A 15,622-nucleotide genomic window follows, 5' to 3' on the forward strand; every position below is an offset into this window, starting at 1 on the left:
GCCTCGGTGCAGAGGGCTGTGTCCGCTGCCGACTGGAGGTGGTGGAGGCTGGGGCCCTGGGCTGCCCAGGTTGTCGTATGGACTGCGATCCGCCCCGGAAACCAGGTGGGGGCAGCCTCACCCCGCCCCACCCCCCTGTCTCTACAGCAGCCCCAGATCCCCGAGTTCCTTGTGCAGGTCGGCCCGCGGATGGCCGGCGGGAGCGGACGAGCCGGAAGCGCCGGAAGGGCCGGAAGCGCCGGACGAGCCGGTCCGGGCCGGGGTCTTGCCCGCGGGGCGCTTGCGGCGGTCGCGGAAGAGCCAGGCCCCCAGCAGGCCGCCGGCGAGCCCCCCGAGGTGGGCCAGCCAGCTGACGCCCGGGGTGCCCGGCACGGCCACCGTCAGCATGTAGGCGAAGGACGCCGCCATCACGATCCCGATGAGCGTGTCGATGAGATGGCGGTCGAAGAGGCCGCGGACGACGACGTATCCGAAGTAGCCGAAGATCAGGCCGCTCGCGCCGACCGTCTCCACGTTCCCGCCCTCGAAGAACCAGACCGCGAGGCCGCTGGTCACCGCCACCAGCAGGCTCAGCCCGACGAACCGCAGCACCCCGCGGTACGCGGCCAGGAAGCCGAAGATGAACAGGGGACCGGAGTTGCTCTCGATGTGCGCCCAGCTCCAGTGCAGGAAGGGCGCGGTGAGGAGGTGCGGCAGGGTGCCGAGGTCGCCGGAGACCACACCGTACTCGCGGGCCGGCGCGTAGTCGTCGGCGAAGTTCGCCAGCTGCACCAGCCAGACCAGCGCCAGGAACCCGAACATCACGAAGAACGCCTTCCGCGCCTCCGCGACCATCACCTGCGCATCGGACGTCGGCCTGTCCATGGTGTCTCCCCCTCCACCTGCCGGACCTCCATCATGCAGGTTTCCCCCTGGCGCACAATGCGCCGCTCACACCTGGAGCGGGACCGGGTGGACCTCGTCGGCCTTGTGGCCCGTGCGTTCGTGGATGCGCTGCACCGCCTCCGCCGACGGGGCCTCCGAGAGGCAGTAGACGACGCCGGAGTCGGGGTCGGCCCAGGCCGACTCGAAGTGGACGCCCTCTTCCCCTTCTATGGCGAGGTCGTCCTGGTGCGCCTGGAGGAGCTGCTCGCGGGTGATGCCCTTCATGTTGTGGTGGACGTCCATGAACTTGGGCATGGTGTCCACCCCCTTTCGTCCTGTGCCCGCCCCCGTCGATGTCCGTCCCTTCCATGCTGCGCCCGGCCCTGCCCTCTCGCGACAAGAGGCGCGACAAGAGGCGCGACAAGAGGGCGGGGCCCGGTGTGGTCACCGGGCCCCGCCCTGTCGTACGTACGACGGCTGTGCTCAGCCGCACTGGCACGGGCTGCCCGACTGGCACCCGCAGCCGCACCCCGAACCGCAGCCGCACGCGCCGATCAGCATCAGGTTCCTGATCTCGGCGGGCTGCTCGGTGGGGCGTTCCTGAGCGGGGTCGGACTGGGGGGTGCTGGGGGACTCTGCCATGGGTTCCTCCCGGAGGCGCACGTGTTCCGCTAGGGCCTGTGCCCATTGCATGCCCGTTGTGCCGGGCGCATCAACGGCGCACAGTGGCGACCGCACGCCGTCCGGGAGCCCACCGTCCGCCTCCCCGGCGGACCTACGCCCCCTCGGTCCCCGCGGTCGGCTGGATGTCCGGCTGGATGTCGGGCTGCAGCTCGTCCGCGTGCTCACCCGTCACCAGGAACACCACACGCTTGGCGACCGCCACCGCGTGGTCGGCGAACCGCTCGTAGTAGCGGCCCAGCAGGGTCACGTCGACGGCCGTCTCGATGCCGTGCTTCCAGCGGTCGTCGATCAGGTGCTGGAACAGCGTGCGGTGCAGCAGGTCCATGGCGTCGTCGTCGGACTCCAGCTGGAGCGCGAGGTCGACGTCCTTGGTGATGATGCACTCCGCCGCCTTCGCCATCAGGCGCTGCGCGAGCTGGCCCATCTCCAGGATCGTGGCGTGCAGGTCGTGCGGCACCGCCCGGTTCGGGAAGCGCAGCCGGGCGAGCTTCGCCACATGCTGGGCGAGGTCGCCGGAGCGCTCCAGGTCGGCCGACATGCGCAGCGAGGTGACGACGATCCGCAGGTCGGTGGCGACGGGCTGCTGACGGGCGAGCAGCGCGATGGCCTTCGCCTCCAGGTCGTGCTGCAGGTCGTCGACCTTCTGGTCGTTCTCGATGACGCTCTCGGCGAGCTTCAGGTCGGAGTCGAGGATGGCGGTCGTGGCGCGCCCGATCGCCGACCCGACCAGCCGGGCCATCTCCACCAGGCTGTCGCCTATCGAGTCAAGTTCCTCGTGGTACGCGTCCCGCATCAGGATTCCCTCTCGTACGTACGTATGCTCCGGGGCGAACCCCACGGTGCCACGGTCCGCCCGCTACGCGTCGGATTCAGTCACGTCAAATGAACCACTTCTGGCTCCAAGGTGAACTCTGGGCGACGAGTGTTCGAGGTCGCACCTGCATGGCTGTAGCCACGCCGGATCCCGTGCCTAACCTGGACGCATGGACGTGAACGCGGCGGTCGCCGCAGCGGCAGCGATCGCCGGGGTGCTCACCGGTGTCATCGCCATGCTGGCGTTCCGCTGGAGCGAGCGCGACCAGGCACGCCCCACCCGCAGCTCCCTGCACACCGACCCCGTGCTCCCGCCCGGCGTGGACACGGTCCTGTCGGTGCTGCGTTCGTCGGCCGTCGTCCTGGACGAGGCCGACGCCGTCGTCAAGGCGAGCTCCGCGGCGTACGCCCTAGGACTCGTGCGTGGCGGAAAACTTGCGGTCGAGCCGATGCTCAAGATGGCCCGGGACACCCGGCGCGACGGGGAGATACGCCAGGTCGAGCTGGACCTGCCCCGGCGCGGCACCGGACGCGGCGAGGCCCTCGCGGTCTCCGCGCGGGTGGCGCCGCTGGGCTCCCGGCTCGTGCTGCTCCTCGTCGAGGACCTCACCGAGGCCCGCCGGATCGAGGCGGTACGACGGGACTTCGTCGCCAACGTCAGCCATGAGCTGAAGACCCCGGTCGGCGCCCTCTCCCTGCTCTCCGAGGCGGTCATGGACGCCGCGGACGACCCGGAGGCGGTGGAGCGGTTCGCCGGGCGGATGCAGATCGAGGCCACCCGGCTGACGAACCTGGTGCAGGAGCTGATCGATCTCTCGCGGGTGCAGAACGACGACCCGCTGGAGGACGCGGAACCGGTCGGCGTGGACGAGCTGGTCGCCGAGGCCGTCGACCGCTGCCGCCACCAGGCCGGCACCAAGCAGATCACCATGGCCACGAGTGTGTCGGCGTCCGAAGGACTCGAGCAGGGTGGTGGTGGGCGACGGGCGGGCGGCACCGCCGACCTGCGTGTCTGGGGCAACCGCGGCCAGCTGGCCGCCGCCCTCGGCAACCTGGTCGAGAACGCCGTCAACTACTCACCCGCCCGCACCCGTGTCGGCATAGCCGCCCGCCGGGTGACCTCGACCGGCGGGGACCTGATCGAGATCTCGGTGACCGACCAGGGCATCGGGATCTCCGACAAGGACAAGGAGCGCATCTTCGAGCGCTTCTACCGAGTCGACCCGGCCCGCTCCCGCCAGACGGGCGGTACGGGTCTCGGGCTCGCGATCGTCAAGCATGTGGCCGCCTCGCACGGCGGGGAGGTCACGGTGTGGAGCGCCGAGGGACAGGGCTCCACGTTCACGCTGCGGCTTCCCGAGGCGGCCGCGGCCGCCCGCGACCGCGATCGTGCCCTCCAGCATCCGGATCCCGACGACCCGGAAGGCCTCGAAGGGCTTGACACCTTCGACGACCTGGACGACCTCAATGACGAGGACCGGCAGGCCGGCGGCATCTCTCCCACCCCCTCCCGCACACCGTCCCGCCGCTCATCCCCCGATTCGACCGCGTACCAGACGCTTTCCGCCCCGGAGGTCCTTCCGTGACCCGAGTGCTCGTCGTCGAGGACGAGGAGTCCTTCTCCGACGCCCTGTCGTACATGCTCCGCAAGGAGGGCTTCGAGGTCGCCGTCGCGACCACCGGGCCCGACGGACTCGACGAGTTCGAGCGCAACGGCGCCGACCTCGTCCTCCTCGACCTGATGCTGCCGGGTCTGCCCGGTACGGAGGTGTGCCGTCAGCTGCGCGGCCGCTCCAACGTCCCCGTGATCATGGTGACCGCCAAGGACAGCGAGATCGACAAGGTCGTCGGCCTGGAAATAGGAGCCGACGACTACGTCACCAAGCCGTTCTCCTCGCGCGAGCTGGTCGCCCGGATCCGGGCCGTCCTGCGCCGCCGCGGCGAGCCGGAGGAGGTCACCCCGGCCGCCCTGGAGGCGGGCCCGGTCCGCATGGACGTCGACCGCCACGTCGTCACCGTCTCCGGCTCCAAGGTCGACCTGCCGCTCAAGGAGTTCGACCTCCTGGAGATGCTGCTGCGCAACGCAGGCCGCGTCCTCACCCGTATGCAGCTCATCGACCGGGTCTGGGGCGCCGACTACGTCGGCGACACCAAGACCCTCGACGTCCACGTCAAGCGCCTCCGCGCCAAGATCGAGCCGGACCCGGGCGCCCCGCGGTATCTGGTGACGGTCCGTGGGCTGGGCTACAAGTTCGAGCCGTAAGCCGGTTCCTGCGGGTGCGTGGCCTGAAAGCCCCGTACACACGCCAAGGGCGGCACCCTCACCGGGGGTGCCGCCCTTGGCGCATGTGTACGGGGGCTCAGTGGCCGGCTGCCGACTCCGAGGACGTGGCGGAGGCCGAGGGGGACTCCGAGCCGGAGGCGCCCGCCGCCGGGGACTCGGTGGACGTGGCCGTCTCGGTGGCCGTCTCCGAGGGGGACTCCGACGGGGTGCTCGGGATGTCGCTGGGGCCCCAGCTGGAGAAGTAGCCGTCGGCCGGGACGACGAAGGCCGCCAGGCTCACCGCACCGGTGTCGCTGAGCGTGAAGGTGGTCTTCTGGGCGTTGCCGTCGATCGATTCCTCGTCCGGGTGCTCCAGGACGGCGGAGGCGTTGCCCTCGCCGCCGATCACGACGAGGCCGCCGGCCGGGACCGTCAGCTCCTTCTCCCCCTTGGCGGGCGAGAGCTTCGCCGTGCCGAGGCCCTCGACGTCGATCGACTCGACGGTCTGGGCCTCCTTGCCGGAGTTGAAGATGGTCGCGGAGACGGCCACCGGGCCACCCCCGGCGGGGTCTGGCTGGGTGATGACGACAGCGTTCTGGATCTTGATGTCGCCCACACTGGTGGCGGCGTTGTCCGGCTTGATCTCCAGCGTCTGGCTGTTGTTGCCGGCGCCGCAGGCGGCGAGCGTGGCGATCGAGAACGCGAGGGCGGATGCGGCGAGGGCGCCGCGTCGAAGGCTGCTGCTCACGGCGGCGGCAACTCCTTGAACGCACACGGGCAGCTCACCTGGTGATAAAGCCGCCCTAAGGGTCTGTCAGCGGCCTTAGGTTACCGAGCCGTTCCCGCGCCGCCGCACCCGACCCGCCTCTAACGCGTCCGGGGGCCGTCGCGCGCCGTGATCTCCCTGGTCATCACACCCGTCACGACACTCCCGCGCGACCCACCGGTCACTCCGACTTCATCCTTGCTCTTCCTGCTCGTACGTCATTCACATATCCGCGCACGGACTCCGGTTAAGCGCCGTCACGCTCCGCTCGCGGATTTTCCGTGAAGGAATGCACGACCGTCCGGGAAATTGATCACGGGTCTGCTCGAAGCTCCGGTGATCAATTCCGGAAACGACTCGTATCCGGCCACGGACACCGAACGGAGTAGCGCAAGTCGCACATCTGGAAGCGGACATATGTGGACGTTCGACCGCCTGGGGCGGGCTCCGGACGCGTGTAACGTGCGGGTTTCACCCCCCTCGGAGAGCGGCTCCGACCTGCGAATACCTGCTTCCGGGAGCCGCCCGAAGCACGTTCCTGTCGCAGTTGTCAAGCCCCGAGATATGCCCTGACCTGCGAAAACGCCATTCAGGAACCGCAGTTTCCGTGTTACCCTGGATAGCCACGGAAGGGGTACCTGTCACATGACGTTCAAGGTTGGCGACACCGTGGTCTATCCCCATCACGGGGCCGCGCTGATCGAGGCCATCGAAACTCGCCAGATCAAAGGCGTGGACAAGACCTACTTGGTGCTGAAGGTCGCCCAGGGTGACCTGACGGTACGTGTGCCAGCGGACAATGCGGAGTTCGTCGGCGTGCGTGATGTGGTCGGTCAGGACGGGCTGGACCGGGTCTTCGAGGTGCTGCGCGCGCCGTACGCCGAGGAGCCCACGAACTGGTCGCGTCGCTACAAGGCAAATCTGGAGAAGCTCGCCTCCGGCGATGTCATCAAGGTCGCGGAAGTCGTGCGTGACCTGTGGCGTCGTGAGCGCGAGCGCGGACTCTCCGCCGGTGAGAAGCGCATGCTCGCCAAGGCACGCCAGATCCTGGTGAGCGAGCTCGCCCTCGCGGAGAACACCAACGAGGACAAGGCCGAAGCCCTGCTCGACGAGGTTCTCGCGTCCTGACGCCGGCGAAGGCCGACGCCGACGCACACCGTTGAACACCGAAAAATGCCGCGGTGCCCGATGACGTATTTCCCGTCGCCGGGCGCTGCGGCATGTTCGCGTCCGGAAGCCGTGCGCCCACCTACGGGTCGTCCCACTCGGGGTCGCCCCACAGTGGATCGTCCACTTCGGGGAAACCCCGATACTTTGCGTGCCGGGCCCGGGCAGCGGCTCGACCGGCGCGTCACGGAAGGGTCCGGTCAAGGCGTCGCGCCCGGCACGCTGTCTCCGTACCCAACTAGGCCGAGCACACAAACCTGACAGGAACCGATGTCTGACGATTCGCGTCCCTCGCCCGCGTCCGCCCGTACGGCCGCGGTGATTCCGGCCGCCGGCCGGGGCGTACGCCTCGGCCCGGGCGCCCCCAAGGCGCTCCGCGCGCTGAACGGCACGCCCATGCTGATCCACGCGGTGCGCGCCCTCGCCGCCTCCCGTGCCGTCTCCCTGGTGGTCGTCGTGGCCCCGCCGGACGGCGCCGCCGAGGTCAAGTCGCTGCTCGACGCGCACGCGCTGCCCGACCGCACCGACTTCGTCGTCGTCCCCGGCGGCGACACCCGCCAGGAGTCCGTGCGCCTCGGCCTGGACGCGCTGCCGCCCGACTATGACATCGTCCTCGTCCACGACGCCGCCCGGCCCCTGGTCCCCGTGGACACCGTCGACGCGGTCATCGAGGCCGTACGCGAGGGCGCCCTCGCCGTCGTCCCGGCGCTGCCGCTCGCCGACACCGTCAAGGAGGTCGAACCGGCCGCCGCCCCCGGCGACCCCGAGCCGGTCGTCGCCACCCCGGTCCGCGCCCGGCTGCGCGCCGTACAGACCCCGCAGGGCTTCGACCGGGCCACCCTGGTCCGCGCCCACGAGACGGTCACCGAGGACGTCACCGACGACGCGGGCATGGTCGAGCGGCTCGGCCCGACCGTCGTGGTCGTCCCCGGCCACGAGGAGGCCTTCAAGGTCACCCGCCCCCTCGACCTCGTCCTCGCCGAGGCGGTCCTGGCCCGCAGGAGGCTCAACGATGGCTTCTGAGATGCCTCTGCTGCCCCAGGTCGGCATCGGCACCGACATCCACGCCTTCGAGGAGGGCCGCGAGCTGTGGTGCGCGGGCCTGAAGTGGGAGAACGAGGGCCCGGGACTGGCCGGCCACTCCGACGCCGACGTCGTCGCCCACGCCGCCTGCAACGCCCTCTTCTCGGCGGCGGGCCTCGGCGACCTCGGACAGCACTTCGGCACGGGCCGCCCCGAGTGGTCGGGAGCCTCGGGGGTCACCCTGCTCACGGAGGCGGCCCGGATCGTGCGGGACGCCGGTTTCGTCATCGGCAACATCGCCGTACAGGTCGTGGGCCCGCGTCCGAAGATCGGAAAGCGCCGGGAAGAGGCGCAGAAGCTGCTGTCCGAGGCGGCGGGAGCGCCGGTGTCCGTATCGGGCGCGACGACGGACGGTCTGGGCTTCCCCGGCCGGGACCAGGGCCTGCTGGCGGTGGCGACGGCGCTGGTCGTCAGAGGAGTCGCCGGACAGGGGTGAGGGCAGGGCCCACCGCCCACTACCCTAGGCATCGTGACTATTCGCCTGTACGACACCAGTGCCCGGCAGATCCGTGACTTCACCCCGCTCCAGCCGGGCTGTGTCTCGATCTACCTCTGTGGCGCCACCGTGCAGGCGGCCCCTCACATCGGCCACATCCGCTCCGGCCTGAACTTCGACATCATGCGCCGCTGGTTCGAGTACCGCGGCTACGACGTCACCTTCATCCGCAACGTCACCGACATCGACGACAAGATCATCACCAAGTCGCACGAGCAGGGCCGCCCCTGGTGGTCCATCGGCTACGACAACGAGCGCGCGTTCAACGACGGCTACCACGCCCTCGGTTGCCTGCCGCCCACGTACGAGCCGCGGGCGACGGGGCACGTCCCCGAGATGATCGAGATGATGCGCGGCCTCATCGAACGCGGTCACGCGTACGAGGCCGACGGCAGCGTCTACTTCGACGTGCGCTCCTACCCCGGCTACCTGGCGCTGTCCAACCAGGACATCGACGATCTGCGCCAGCCCACCGAGGAGGGCATCACCGGCAAGCGCGACCCGCGCGACTTCGCGATGTGGAAGGCGACCAAGCCGGGCGAGCCCGACTGGGAGACCCCGTGGGGCCGTGGCCGTCCCGGCTGGCACCTGGAGTGCTCGGCGATGGCCCACAAGTACCTCGGCTCCGCCTTCGACATCCACGGCGGCGGCCTCGACCTGATCTTCCCGCACCACGAGAACGAGATCGCCCAGGCCAAGGCCTACGGCGACGATTTCGCGCAGTACTGGGTGCACAACGCCTGGGTCACCATGAGCGGCGAGAAGATGTCGAAGTCGCTCGGCAACAGCGTGTTGGTCAGCGAGATGGTCAAGAACTGGCGCCCGGTCGTGCTGCGCTACTACCTCGGCACCCCGCACTACCGCTCGATGATCGAGTACAGCGAGGAGTCGCTGCGCGAGGCCGAGTCGGCGTTCGCACGGATCGAGGGGTTCGTGCAGCGCGTCGTGGAGAAGGCGGGCGGCGTCGTCGAGCCCTCCGCCGAGGTGCCGCCGGCCTTCGCCGAGGCGATGGACGACGACCTGGGCGTCCCGCAGGCCCTCGCCGTCGTGCACACCACCGTCCGGCAGGGCAACAGCGCGCTCGCCGCCGACGACAAGGAAGCGGCCGTGGCCCGGCTCGCCGAGGTCCGCGCCATGCTCGGCGTCCTCGGGCTGGACCCGCTCGACGCGCACTGGGCCGGCGAGGCCGAGAAGGGCGAGGATCTGCACGGCGTGGTCGACAGCCTCGTACGCCTGGTCCTGGACCAGCGGGAGGCGGCCCGGGCGCGCAAGGACTGGGGGACCGCGGACGCCATCCGCGACCAGCTCAACCAGTCCGGTCTGACCATCGAGGACAGCCCGCAGGGACCACGCTGGACCATCGGTTCGCGCTAGTCGCGGACAGCCCGTTCCCTTGATCGATTGTGCCGCCCGGCTCCCCGGGCGGCACACTGCATAGACGTACGCACTCCTCCGCACAGAATCAGGTAGGTCATGGCAGCCAACAACCGCCGCATGTCCGGCAAGAAGGGCGCGCAGGTCGGCAGTGGCGGCCAGCGGCGCCGGGGCCTGGAGGGCAAGGGCCCGACCCCGCCCGCCGAGATGCGCAAGGGGCACAAGAAGAACCGGATCGCCGGCGCCAAGGCCAAGCAGGTCCAGCGGCGTCCCGTGGCGCGCGGGCGGGGCGGCAAGAGCGCCTCCGAGCTGGTCGTCGGCCGCAACCCGGTCGTCGAGGCGCTCCGCGAGGGCGTCCCCGCCTCCACCCTCTACGTCCAGCAGTTCATCGACAACGACGAGCGGGTGCGCGAGGCGCTCCAGCTCGCGGCCGAGCGCGGCGGCATCAACCTCATGGAGGCGCCGCGCCCCGAACTGGACCGTATGACGAACGGCCTCAACCACCAGGGCCTCGTCCTGCAGGTCCCGCCGTACGAGTACGCCCACCCCGAGGACCTGGTCGACGCCGCGCACGACGAGGGCGAGGACCCGCTGATCGTCGCCCTCGACGGGGTGACCGACCCGCGCAACCTGGGCGCCGTGGTCCGCTCGGTCTCCGCGTTCGGCGGCCACGGCGTGGTCGTACCCGAGCGCCGCGCGGCCGGGATGACCGCGGGTGCCTGGAAGACGTCCGCGGGTACGGCGGCCCGTACGCCCGTCGCCCGTGCCACGAACCTCACCCGCGCCCTGGAGGCGTACAAGAAGGCCGGCATCGCGATCGTCGGTCTGGCCGCCGACGGCGAGGCGGAGATCGGCGAGCTGGCGGCGCTGGACGGCCCGGTCGTCATCGTCGTCGGCAGCGAGGGCAAGGGCCTGTCCCGGCTGGTCGGCGAGACCTGCGACTTCCGCGTCCGCATCCCCATGCCGGGCGGCGCGGAGTCCCTCAACGCCGGTGTGGCGGCGGGGATCGTGCTGTACGAGGCGGCGCGGCGACGGGCCTGAACGGGGCCCGGCAGGCTCGGTGCCGGAGCTGAACGCGCGTCCGTGTGTTCACTCCGACGGGGTAAATCCGGCGGGTAGTGCAACCTTGACGGAGTCCGGACAGATCCGGCGGGTCAAAGCAGTGTCCTAACCACACGTCACTCGGTTAGATGAGTGTGGACACCAGAACACCCCGCACACCCACGGGGGGCCGCTCGTCGGGATTCGAATCCGGTTTCGACGACGCTCCCGCGCTGAGCATGGTGAAGGTGCCGAGCGATCCGGCGCAGATCATCGTCAACCACGCGAGCTTCCGCGTGCAGCTGGGCGTGTCGGCGCGGCGTAACCAATCCCCGCGGATCGCCCGGCATGTGAGCGCCAGCCAGGACACCACGCGCATCCCCGTCGTCGGGGCGGCGGGCAGAGCGGGCGCCGCCTCCGGTGCTCGCCGCCGGCCCGTCGTCTGGAGCGGCCAGACCGCCCCGGACGACACCGGCGCCCACCGGCTGCTGCAGGCGGTGCGGGCGGGCAGCGTGGGCCACGGCGGACCGCCCGGGGCCGACGCCGGAGCCACCCAGGTCATCCCCCGCGTGGGCGACGGCTACGACGGCGACCTCACCGCGCAGACCCTGGAGACCCCCATCGTCGGCGCCCAGCGCGCCCCGGTGCCCGGCGAGCACCGGCTGCTGCCGCAGATGCGCACGGTCGGCAGCGCCTACGACGAACCTCCCTACGACGACGCCGAGTTCGAGGACTTCGGGGAGGCGCTCGCGGAGGCGGTCGAGCCGCGCGGCAGGCGCCACGCCGGCGACCCGGACGCCTCCCGGCACGCCTACTACCCCGGCCGCCGGATGAACCTGGGCGTGGTGCTGCTCCCGCTGCGGATCTTCCTCGGCTTCATCTCCCTCTACGCCGGCATGGGCAAGCTGTGCGACCCCGTCTACTTCGACGGCGGCAAGCGCGGCTCCATGGTGAAGTGGCTCAACACCCTGCACCCCTGGGAAGTCGCCGAGCCGCTGCGCCAGTTCGCCCTGCACCACCCCGTCGGCTCCGGGCTCGTCATCGCCTTCCTCCAGGTCGTCGTGGGCGTCCTCACGGTCCTGGGCTGCTGGCAGCGGGTCGCGGCGGTGGTCGGCGCGGGGCTGTCGGCGGCGATCCTCGTCACCGTCAGCTGGAAGACCGCCCCGGTCTACGACACCCCCGACATCATCTGCCTCGCCGCCTGGTCGCCGCTGATCATCGCGGGCGCCCCGGTCTACTCCGTCGACGGCCGCCTCGCCGCCGGGGCCTGGCGCCGGCTCGGTCCCCGCTCCGACATCTGGGAGTTGCGCCGGTACGTCCTGCGCCGCGGCGCCCTGGTCACCGCGATCGCCGTCGGTCTCACGCTGCTGATCGGCTCCCTGCTGGGCGGCGCGGTCCGCGACGCCGACCGAATCGTCGTCCCCGGCCCCGGTGAGGCCCCGCGCAACGAGCTGCCCGGCTCCCCGCTCCCGGCGGAGTCCGACACCCGCGAGTCGTCCCGCAGCCCCGAGGCGTCCACCTCGCCCACCCAGGGCGCGACCTCGGCGGCACCGACGGCCGGCACGGACAGCGCGCCGACGGCCCGCGACAGCGGTACGGCGACCGCGGGCGCGCCGAGCCAGACCCAGGGGACCGCGGGCCAGGCCCCGCCGCAGCAGTCCGCTCCCACGGGGGGTGGCGAGGCGCCGAGCACCAGCTCCGGGCCCGCGTCCGGTGGCTCGACGAGTTCCTCCGGTGGTTCGACCGGGGGTACGTCGGGTGGCTCTTCGTCTTCCGGTCAGCCCGGGCTGGTGGGGGGGCTTCTGGGGTAGCGGTTTCGGGGAGATCACGATCTGCGGGCCGGCTGGGGCTGGTCGCGCAGTTCCCCGCGCCCCTGAGGTTCGTACAGGTGCCGTGTGCTCAATCAGCGCACGGCACCTGCTGTTCTGCCTTTAGGTGCGCGGGGAACGGCGCGAACGCCCCCACCGGCCCGCAGCCGAACCACGGCCGAACCGTCAGCGACCCAGCGCCGCCAACTCCTTCGCCGCCTCCGTCAGATCCTTCGCCGTGTCGATGGCCCGCCAGTAGGCCCCCTGCGGAATCGGGAACCCGGCCAGCCTCCGCTCCCGCGCGAGGTGGGGGAACGTCGTCCGCTCGTGGTCCCCCCGCTCGGGGAGCAGCCCGGCGAACTCGGGGGAGAAGACGTACACGCCCGCGTTGATCTCGTACGTCGTCGGCGGCGCCTCGATGAAGTCGGTGATGTGTCCGAAGCCGTCGGTCTTCACCGCTCCCCACGGGATGCGCGGCCGCGCCAGCGCGAGGGTCGCGACGGCGTCGCGCTCGGTGTGGAAGTCGGCCATCTCGCGGAGCGAGAAACGCGTCCAGATGTCGCCGTTGGTGGCGTACCAGGGCCGGTCCGGGTGGGGGAGCCGGGCGGCCGCGTACTTGAGGCCGCCGCCGCGGCCGAGGGGCTCGGTCTCGACGACCGTCATGACGTTCACCGGCAGGTCGGCGGTCTTCAGCCAGTCCTGGAGGACCTCGGCGAGATGGCCGCAGGAGACGACGACGTCGGTGACGCCCTCCTCGGCGAGCCAGGTGAGCTGGTGGCCGATGATCGGCGTCCCCGTGCCGGGGATCTCGACCATGGGCTTGGGCCGGTCGTCGGTGTACGGACGCAGCCGGGACCCCTGGCCACCGGCCAGGACGACGGCTTGCGTGGGGCGGGACGCGGCGTGCGGGTGAGTCATGGGCGCACTGTACGCGGCGCGGGTGTACGTGCCGTAAGAGGTGCCCGAGAGGCGCCTTGGAGGACCCGGGAGGCGCCTTGGAGGACCCGGGAGGTGCCCGTGGGAGCCCGGGCGGCCCCCGCCCGATACGGGAGGGAAGCCGCGCCGAGGGCGTGGGGGGCGTGAGGGGCGTAAGGGGCGTGGGGGCCTCAGCTGTGGGCCATGAGGACGCCCGAGGCGAAGGAGGTGTCGCAGACCGGGCGGGCGTAGGACTGCGCGCGTGAGGGGCCGTACAGACGGACCGCGGCGCGGCCGAGGGCGCGGGCGATGGAGGTGCAGTGCTTCGCCAGCGACGGCTTGCCGTTCACGGCGGCCTGGAGGTGGGTCAGGGCGGTGCCCGGGTCCTTCTCCTGGAGCTCGGTCAGCAGCTGGTCGCGCAGGACGTCCTGCGGGGCTTGGGGGGCGCCGTGGGAGGTGCGGTGGGCGGTGGAGACGTCGGAGGCGGTGAGCACCGAGTCCGAGGGGTCTCCCGACCAGTTGACCCGGGTGACCGCGAGGGTTCCCGAGAGCACCATGACGACGGGCAGGACGAGGGCGAGCGAGCGGCCGATCCGGCGGGCTGGGCCGCCCTGGCCGCGTTGCGTGCGCTGGGTGGAGTGGTTCGCGGAGTGCTTCACGCGTGAGAGGGTAGCGCCCCGTAATCATTCAGCGACATTTCGTCACTCGGACGGGGGATGAAGTGGTGTCTCCGGTGGGGTAGTGGGTTGACGGTCGCTGGTCCGATCGGGCGGAAATGTCCGGCGTGTCGAGGTGTTTCGCGGGACGCGAGAAGGGCCCCGCAGCGGTCTGCGGGGCCCTTCTCGTCAACCTGGGTGAATCAGGAGGGATGTCCGGGTCGGTCGGAGCGGCGTCAGTCGGAGAGGCGCTCGCCCGTGGAGGTGGAGAACACGTGGGTCTCGCCGGCGCGCGGGACGACGTGCAGCGTGCTGCCCTTCTCCGGGACGTCACGGCCGCCGACGCGGACCACGAGGTCCTTGGCCTCGCCGCCGACCTGGGCGGTGCCGTAGACGAAGGCGTCGGAGCCGAGCTCCTCGACCACGTTCACGACGACGCCGAGACCGGTGTCGGAGTCGGTGGTGACGTCGAAGTGCTCGGGGCGGACGCCCACGGTGACCTTCTTGTCGGACGTGGAGGAGAGCGCGTCACGCTGCACCGGCACGACCGAGTTGCCGAACTTCACGCCGCCGTCGGCGACCGGCACCTCGACGAGGTTCATCGCGGGGGAGCCGATGAAGCCGGCCACGAACAGGTTGGCGGGCTTGTCGTACATGTTGCGCGGGGTGTCGACCTGCTGGAGCAGACCGTCCTTGAGGACCGCCACGCGGTCGCCCATCGTCAGGGCCTCGACCTGGTCGTGGGTGACGTAGACGGTGGTGATGCCGAGGCGGCGCTGGAGCGACGCGATCTGCGTACGGGTCGAGACACGGAGCTTGGCGTCGAGGTTCGACAGCGGCTCGTCCATGAGGAAGACCTGCGGCTCACGCACGATGGCGCGGCCCATCGCGACACGCTGGCGCTGACCGCCGGAGAGGGCCTTCGGCTTGCGGTCGAGGTACTCGGTGAGGTCGAGGATCTTCGCGGCCTCCTCGACCTTCTGCCGGATCTCCGCCTTGTTGACGCCGGCGATCTTGAGCGCGAAGCCCATGTTGTCGGCGACGGTCATGTGCGGGTAGAGCGCGTAGTTCTGGAACACCATGGCGATGTCCCGGTCCTTCGGCGGCAGGTGGGTGACGTCGCGGTCGCCGATGCGGATCGCACCGCCGTTGACGTCCTCGAGCCCCGCGAGCATGCGGAGCGAGGTGGACTTGCCGCAGCCGGACGGGCCGACCAGGACGAGGAACTCGCCGTCCGCGATCTCGATGTCGAGGCCGTCGACGGCGGGCTTGGTGGAACCGGGGTAGATCCGGGTCGCCTTGTCGAACGTGACAGTGGCCATGGCTCAGAGGCCCCCTTCTACCGGCAGGAACGTGCCGGACGATCCGTTGTAGGAAGGTGGTTGGTGTAGTCCACACGGGTGAACTGGCTCAGGACGCTACCTCGGCTCCGGCGGATCTGTCAGTACCTGGAGGCATGTGAACTTCGCGGAAATTTTCGACGGGCCGCCCCGCCGACCTGGGTACACTGCACGGGCACGCCTCCTTAGCTCAGTTGGTAGAGCACCGCTCTTGTAAAGCGAAGGTCGTCGGTTCGAGTCCGACAGGGGGCTCTTTGATCTAGCCGGGACAACGTCCCCGCGACCTTCCGGCCGTGGGGGCGTCGACGGCACATCCTGACGGCGGTTCCCGCCGGAGGCGCCCGAGTGGGAT

General features: G+C 70.8%; 16 protein-coding genes and 1 tRNA gene. 9 read left to right on the top strand and 8 right to left on the bottom strand.

All coding sequences use genetic code 11. The annotated features are described in order from the left end of the window. Positions 1–141 precede the first annotated feature (141 nt). The 4 genes from ABZ464_RS10700 to phoU form a co-directional block, all read right to left on the bottom strand. Positions 142–864: a rhomboid family intramembrane serine protease gene (locus ABZ464_RS10700; protein ID WP_359273948.1), complete on the bottom strand. Its 723-nt coding sequence runs from the start codon at positions 862–864 to the stop codon at positions 142–144. Between the two features lie 66 nt (positions 865–930). Further along, positions 931–1,179, bottom strand: coding sequence for an SCO4226 family nickel-binding protein (locus tag ABZ464_RS10705; RefSeq protein WP_358985935.1), 249 nt, complete (start codon positions 1,177–1,179; stop codon positions 931–933). A 168-nt stretch (positions 1,180–1,347) separates the two neighbouring features. After that, positions 1,348–1,506 (bottom strand): hypothetical protein, encoded by a 159-nt coding sequence (locus ABZ464_RS10710; RefSeq protein WP_359273951.1) that lies wholly within the window; start codon positions 1,504–1,506, stop codon positions 1,348–1,350. Positions 1,507–1,639: 133 nt separating this feature from the next. Continuing rightward, positions 1,640–2,341, bottom strand: coding sequence for a phosphate signaling complex protein PhoU (gene phoU / locus ABZ464_RS10715; RefSeq protein ID WP_359273953.1), 702 nt, complete (start codon positions 2,339–2,341; stop codon positions 1,640–1,642). A 190-nt stretch (positions 2,342–2,531) separates the two neighbouring features. Between phoU and ABZ464_RS10720 the strand changes: the two genes are divergently transcribed. Continuing rightward, positions 2,532–3,947 carry an ATP-binding protein gene (locus tag ABZ464_RS10720; RefSeq protein ID WP_359273955.1) on the top strand — a complete coding sequence of 472 codons (1,416 nt, stop codon included), beginning with the start codon at positions 2,532–2,534 and terminating at the stop codon, positions 3,945–3,947. Continuing rightward, the gene (locus ABZ464_RS10725) at positions 3,944–4,624 is read left to right on the top strand and encodes a response regulator transcription factor (RefSeq protein ID WP_015659563.1); all 681 of its coding nucleotides are present in this window, start codon (positions 3,944–3,946) and stop codon (positions 4,622–4,624) included. The genes ABZ464_RS10720 and ABZ464_RS10725 overlap by 4 nt, the downstream gene beginning before the upstream one ends. A 97-nt stretch (positions 4,625–4,721) precedes the next feature. Here the strand turns inward: ABZ464_RS10725 and ABZ464_RS10730 are convergent, their stop codons facing one another. Further along, positions 4,722–5,372: a DUF461 domain-containing protein gene (locus ABZ464_RS10730; RefSeq protein ID WP_359273958.1), complete on the bottom strand. Its 651-nt coding sequence runs from the start codon at positions 5,370–5,372 to the stop codon at positions 4,722–4,724. A 663-nt stretch (positions 5,373–6,035) separates the two neighbouring features. Between ABZ464_RS10730 and ABZ464_RS10735 the strand changes: the two genes are divergently transcribed. The 6 genes from ABZ464_RS10735 (at position 6,036) to ABZ464_RS10760 (ending at position 12,362) form a co-directional block, all read left to right on the top strand. Further along, complete coding sequence (locus ABZ464_RS10735; RefSeq protein ID WP_003953493.1) at positions 6,036–6,518, top strand: CarD family transcriptional regulator; 483 nt, start codon at positions 6,036–6,038, stop codon at positions 6,516–6,518. A 309-nt stretch (positions 6,519–6,827) separates the two neighbouring features. After that, positions 6,828–7,580 carry a 2-C-methyl-D-erythritol 4-phosphate cytidylyltransferase gene (gene ispD, locus ABZ464_RS10740; RefSeq protein WP_359273961.1) on the top strand — a complete coding sequence of 251 codons (753 nt, stop codon included), beginning with the start codon at positions 6,828–6,830 and terminating at the stop codon, positions 7,578–7,580. After that, on the top strand, positions 7,570–8,076 hold the full coding sequence (ispF, locus tag ABZ464_RS10745; protein ID WP_359273963.1) for a 2-C-methyl-D-erythritol 2,4-cyclodiphosphate synthase: 507 nt from the start codon (positions 7,570–7,572) through the stop codon (positions 8,074–8,076). Before ispD ends, ispF begins: the two co-directional genes overlap by 11 nt. Before the next feature lie 33 nt (positions 8,077–8,109). Further along, positions 8,110–9,510, top strand: coding sequence for a cysteine--tRNA ligase (gene cysS / locus ABZ464_RS10750; RefSeq protein ID WP_359273966.1), 1,401 nt, complete (start codon positions 8,110–8,112; stop codon positions 9,508–9,510). A 99-nt stretch (positions 9,511–9,609) separates the two neighbouring features. Then, on the top strand, positions 9,610–10,551 hold the full coding sequence (gene rlmB, locus ABZ464_RS10755; protein WP_359273969.1) for a 23S rRNA (guanosine(2251)-2'-O)-methyltransferase RlmB: 942 nt from the start codon (positions 9,610–9,612) through the stop codon (positions 10,549–10,551). Between the two features lie 149 nt (positions 10,552–10,700). Further along, positions 10,701–12,362 carry a DoxX family membrane protein gene (locus ABZ464_RS10760; protein ID WP_359273972.1) on the top strand — a complete coding sequence of 554 codons (1,662 nt, stop codon included), beginning with the start codon at positions 10,701–10,703 and terminating at the stop codon, positions 12,360–12,362. A 183-nt stretch (positions 12,363–12,545) separates the two neighbouring features. Here the strand turns inward: ABZ464_RS10760 and ABZ464_RS10765 are convergent, their stop codons facing one another. From ABZ464_RS10765 to ugpC, 3 genes are all read right to left on the bottom strand, one after another. Continuing rightward, positions 12,546–13,277, bottom strand: coding sequence for a nucleotidyltransferase family protein (locus ABZ464_RS10765; protein ID WP_055633195.1), 732 nt, complete (start codon positions 13,275–13,277; stop codon positions 12,546–12,548). A gap of 188 nt (positions 13,278–13,465) precedes the next feature. Next, positions 13,466–13,933: a hypothetical protein gene (locus ABZ464_RS10770; protein WP_359273976.1), complete on the bottom strand. Its 468-nt coding sequence runs from the start codon at positions 13,931–13,933 to the stop codon at positions 13,466–13,468. 233 nt (positions 13,934–14,166) lie between these two features. Continuing rightward, positions 14,167–15,252 carry a sn-glycerol-3-phosphate ABC transporter ATP-binding protein UgpC gene (gene ugpC / locus ABZ464_RS10775; RefSeq protein WP_359273979.1) on the bottom strand — a complete coding sequence of 362 codons (1,086 nt, stop codon included), beginning with the start codon at positions 15,250–15,252 and terminating at the stop codon, positions 14,167–14,169. Positions 15,253–15,449: 197 nt separating this feature from the next. Here ugpC and ABZ464_RS10780 point away from each other — a divergent pair. After that, positions 15,450–15,522 (top strand) — tRNA-Thr (locus ABZ464_RS10780). Positions 15,523–15,622: the final 100 nt, after the last annotated feature.

It is taken from the genome of Streptomyces sp. NPDC005820, assembly GCF_040630255.1.
Lineage (GTDB): Bacteria > Actinomycetota > Actinomycetes > Streptomycetales > Streptomycetaceae > Streptomyces.

Excerpts from the sequence above, each read along its gene's own strand:
- ABZ464_RS10700 (WP_359273948.1), bottom strand. The coding sequence starts at position 864 with ATGGACAGGCCGACGTCCGATGCGCAGGTGATGGTCGCGGAGGCGCGG.
- ABZ464_RS10705 (WP_358985935.1), bottom strand. The coding sequence starts at position 1,179 with ATGCCCAAGTTCATGGACGTCCACCACAACATGAAGGGCATCACCCGC.
- ABZ464_RS10710 (WP_359273951.1), bottom strand. The coding sequence starts at position 1,506 with ATGGCAGAGTCCCCCAGCACCCCCCAGTCCGACCCCGCTCAGGAACGC.
- phoU (WP_359273953.1), bottom strand. The coding sequence starts at position 2,341 with ATGCGGGACGCGTACCACGAGGAACTTGACTCGATAGGCGACAGCCTG.
- ABZ464_RS10720 (WP_359273955.1), top strand. The coding sequence starts at position 2,532 with ATGGACGTGAACGCGGCGGTCGCCGCAGCGGCAGCGATCGCCGGGGTG.
- ABZ464_RS10735 (WP_003953493.1), top strand. The coding sequence starts at position 6,036 with ATGACGTTCAAGGTTGGCGACACCGTGGTCTATCCCCATCACGGGGCC.
- ispD (WP_359273961.1), top strand. The coding sequence starts at position 6,828 with ATGTCTGACGATTCGCGTCCCTCGCCCGCGTCCGCCCGTACGGCCGCG.
- ispF (WP_359273963.1), top strand. The coding sequence starts at position 7,570 with ATGGCTTCTGAGATGCCTCTGCTGCCCCAGGTCGGCATCGGCACCGAC.
- rlmB (WP_359273969.1), top strand. The coding sequence starts at position 9,610 with ATGGCAGCCAACAACCGCCGCATGTCCGGCAAGAAGGGCGCGCAGGTC.
- ABZ464_RS10760 (WP_359273972.1), top strand. The coding sequence starts at position 10,701 with ATGAGTGTGGACACCAGAACACCCCGCACACCCACGGGGGGCCGCTCG.
- ABZ464_RS10765 (WP_055633195.1), bottom strand. The coding sequence starts at position 13,277 with ATGACTCACCCGCACGCCGCGTCCCGCCCCACGCAAGCCGTCGTCCTG.
- ugpC (WP_359273979.1), bottom strand. The coding sequence starts at position 15,252 with ATGGCCACTGTCACGTTCGACAAGGCGACCCGGATCTACCCCGGTTCC.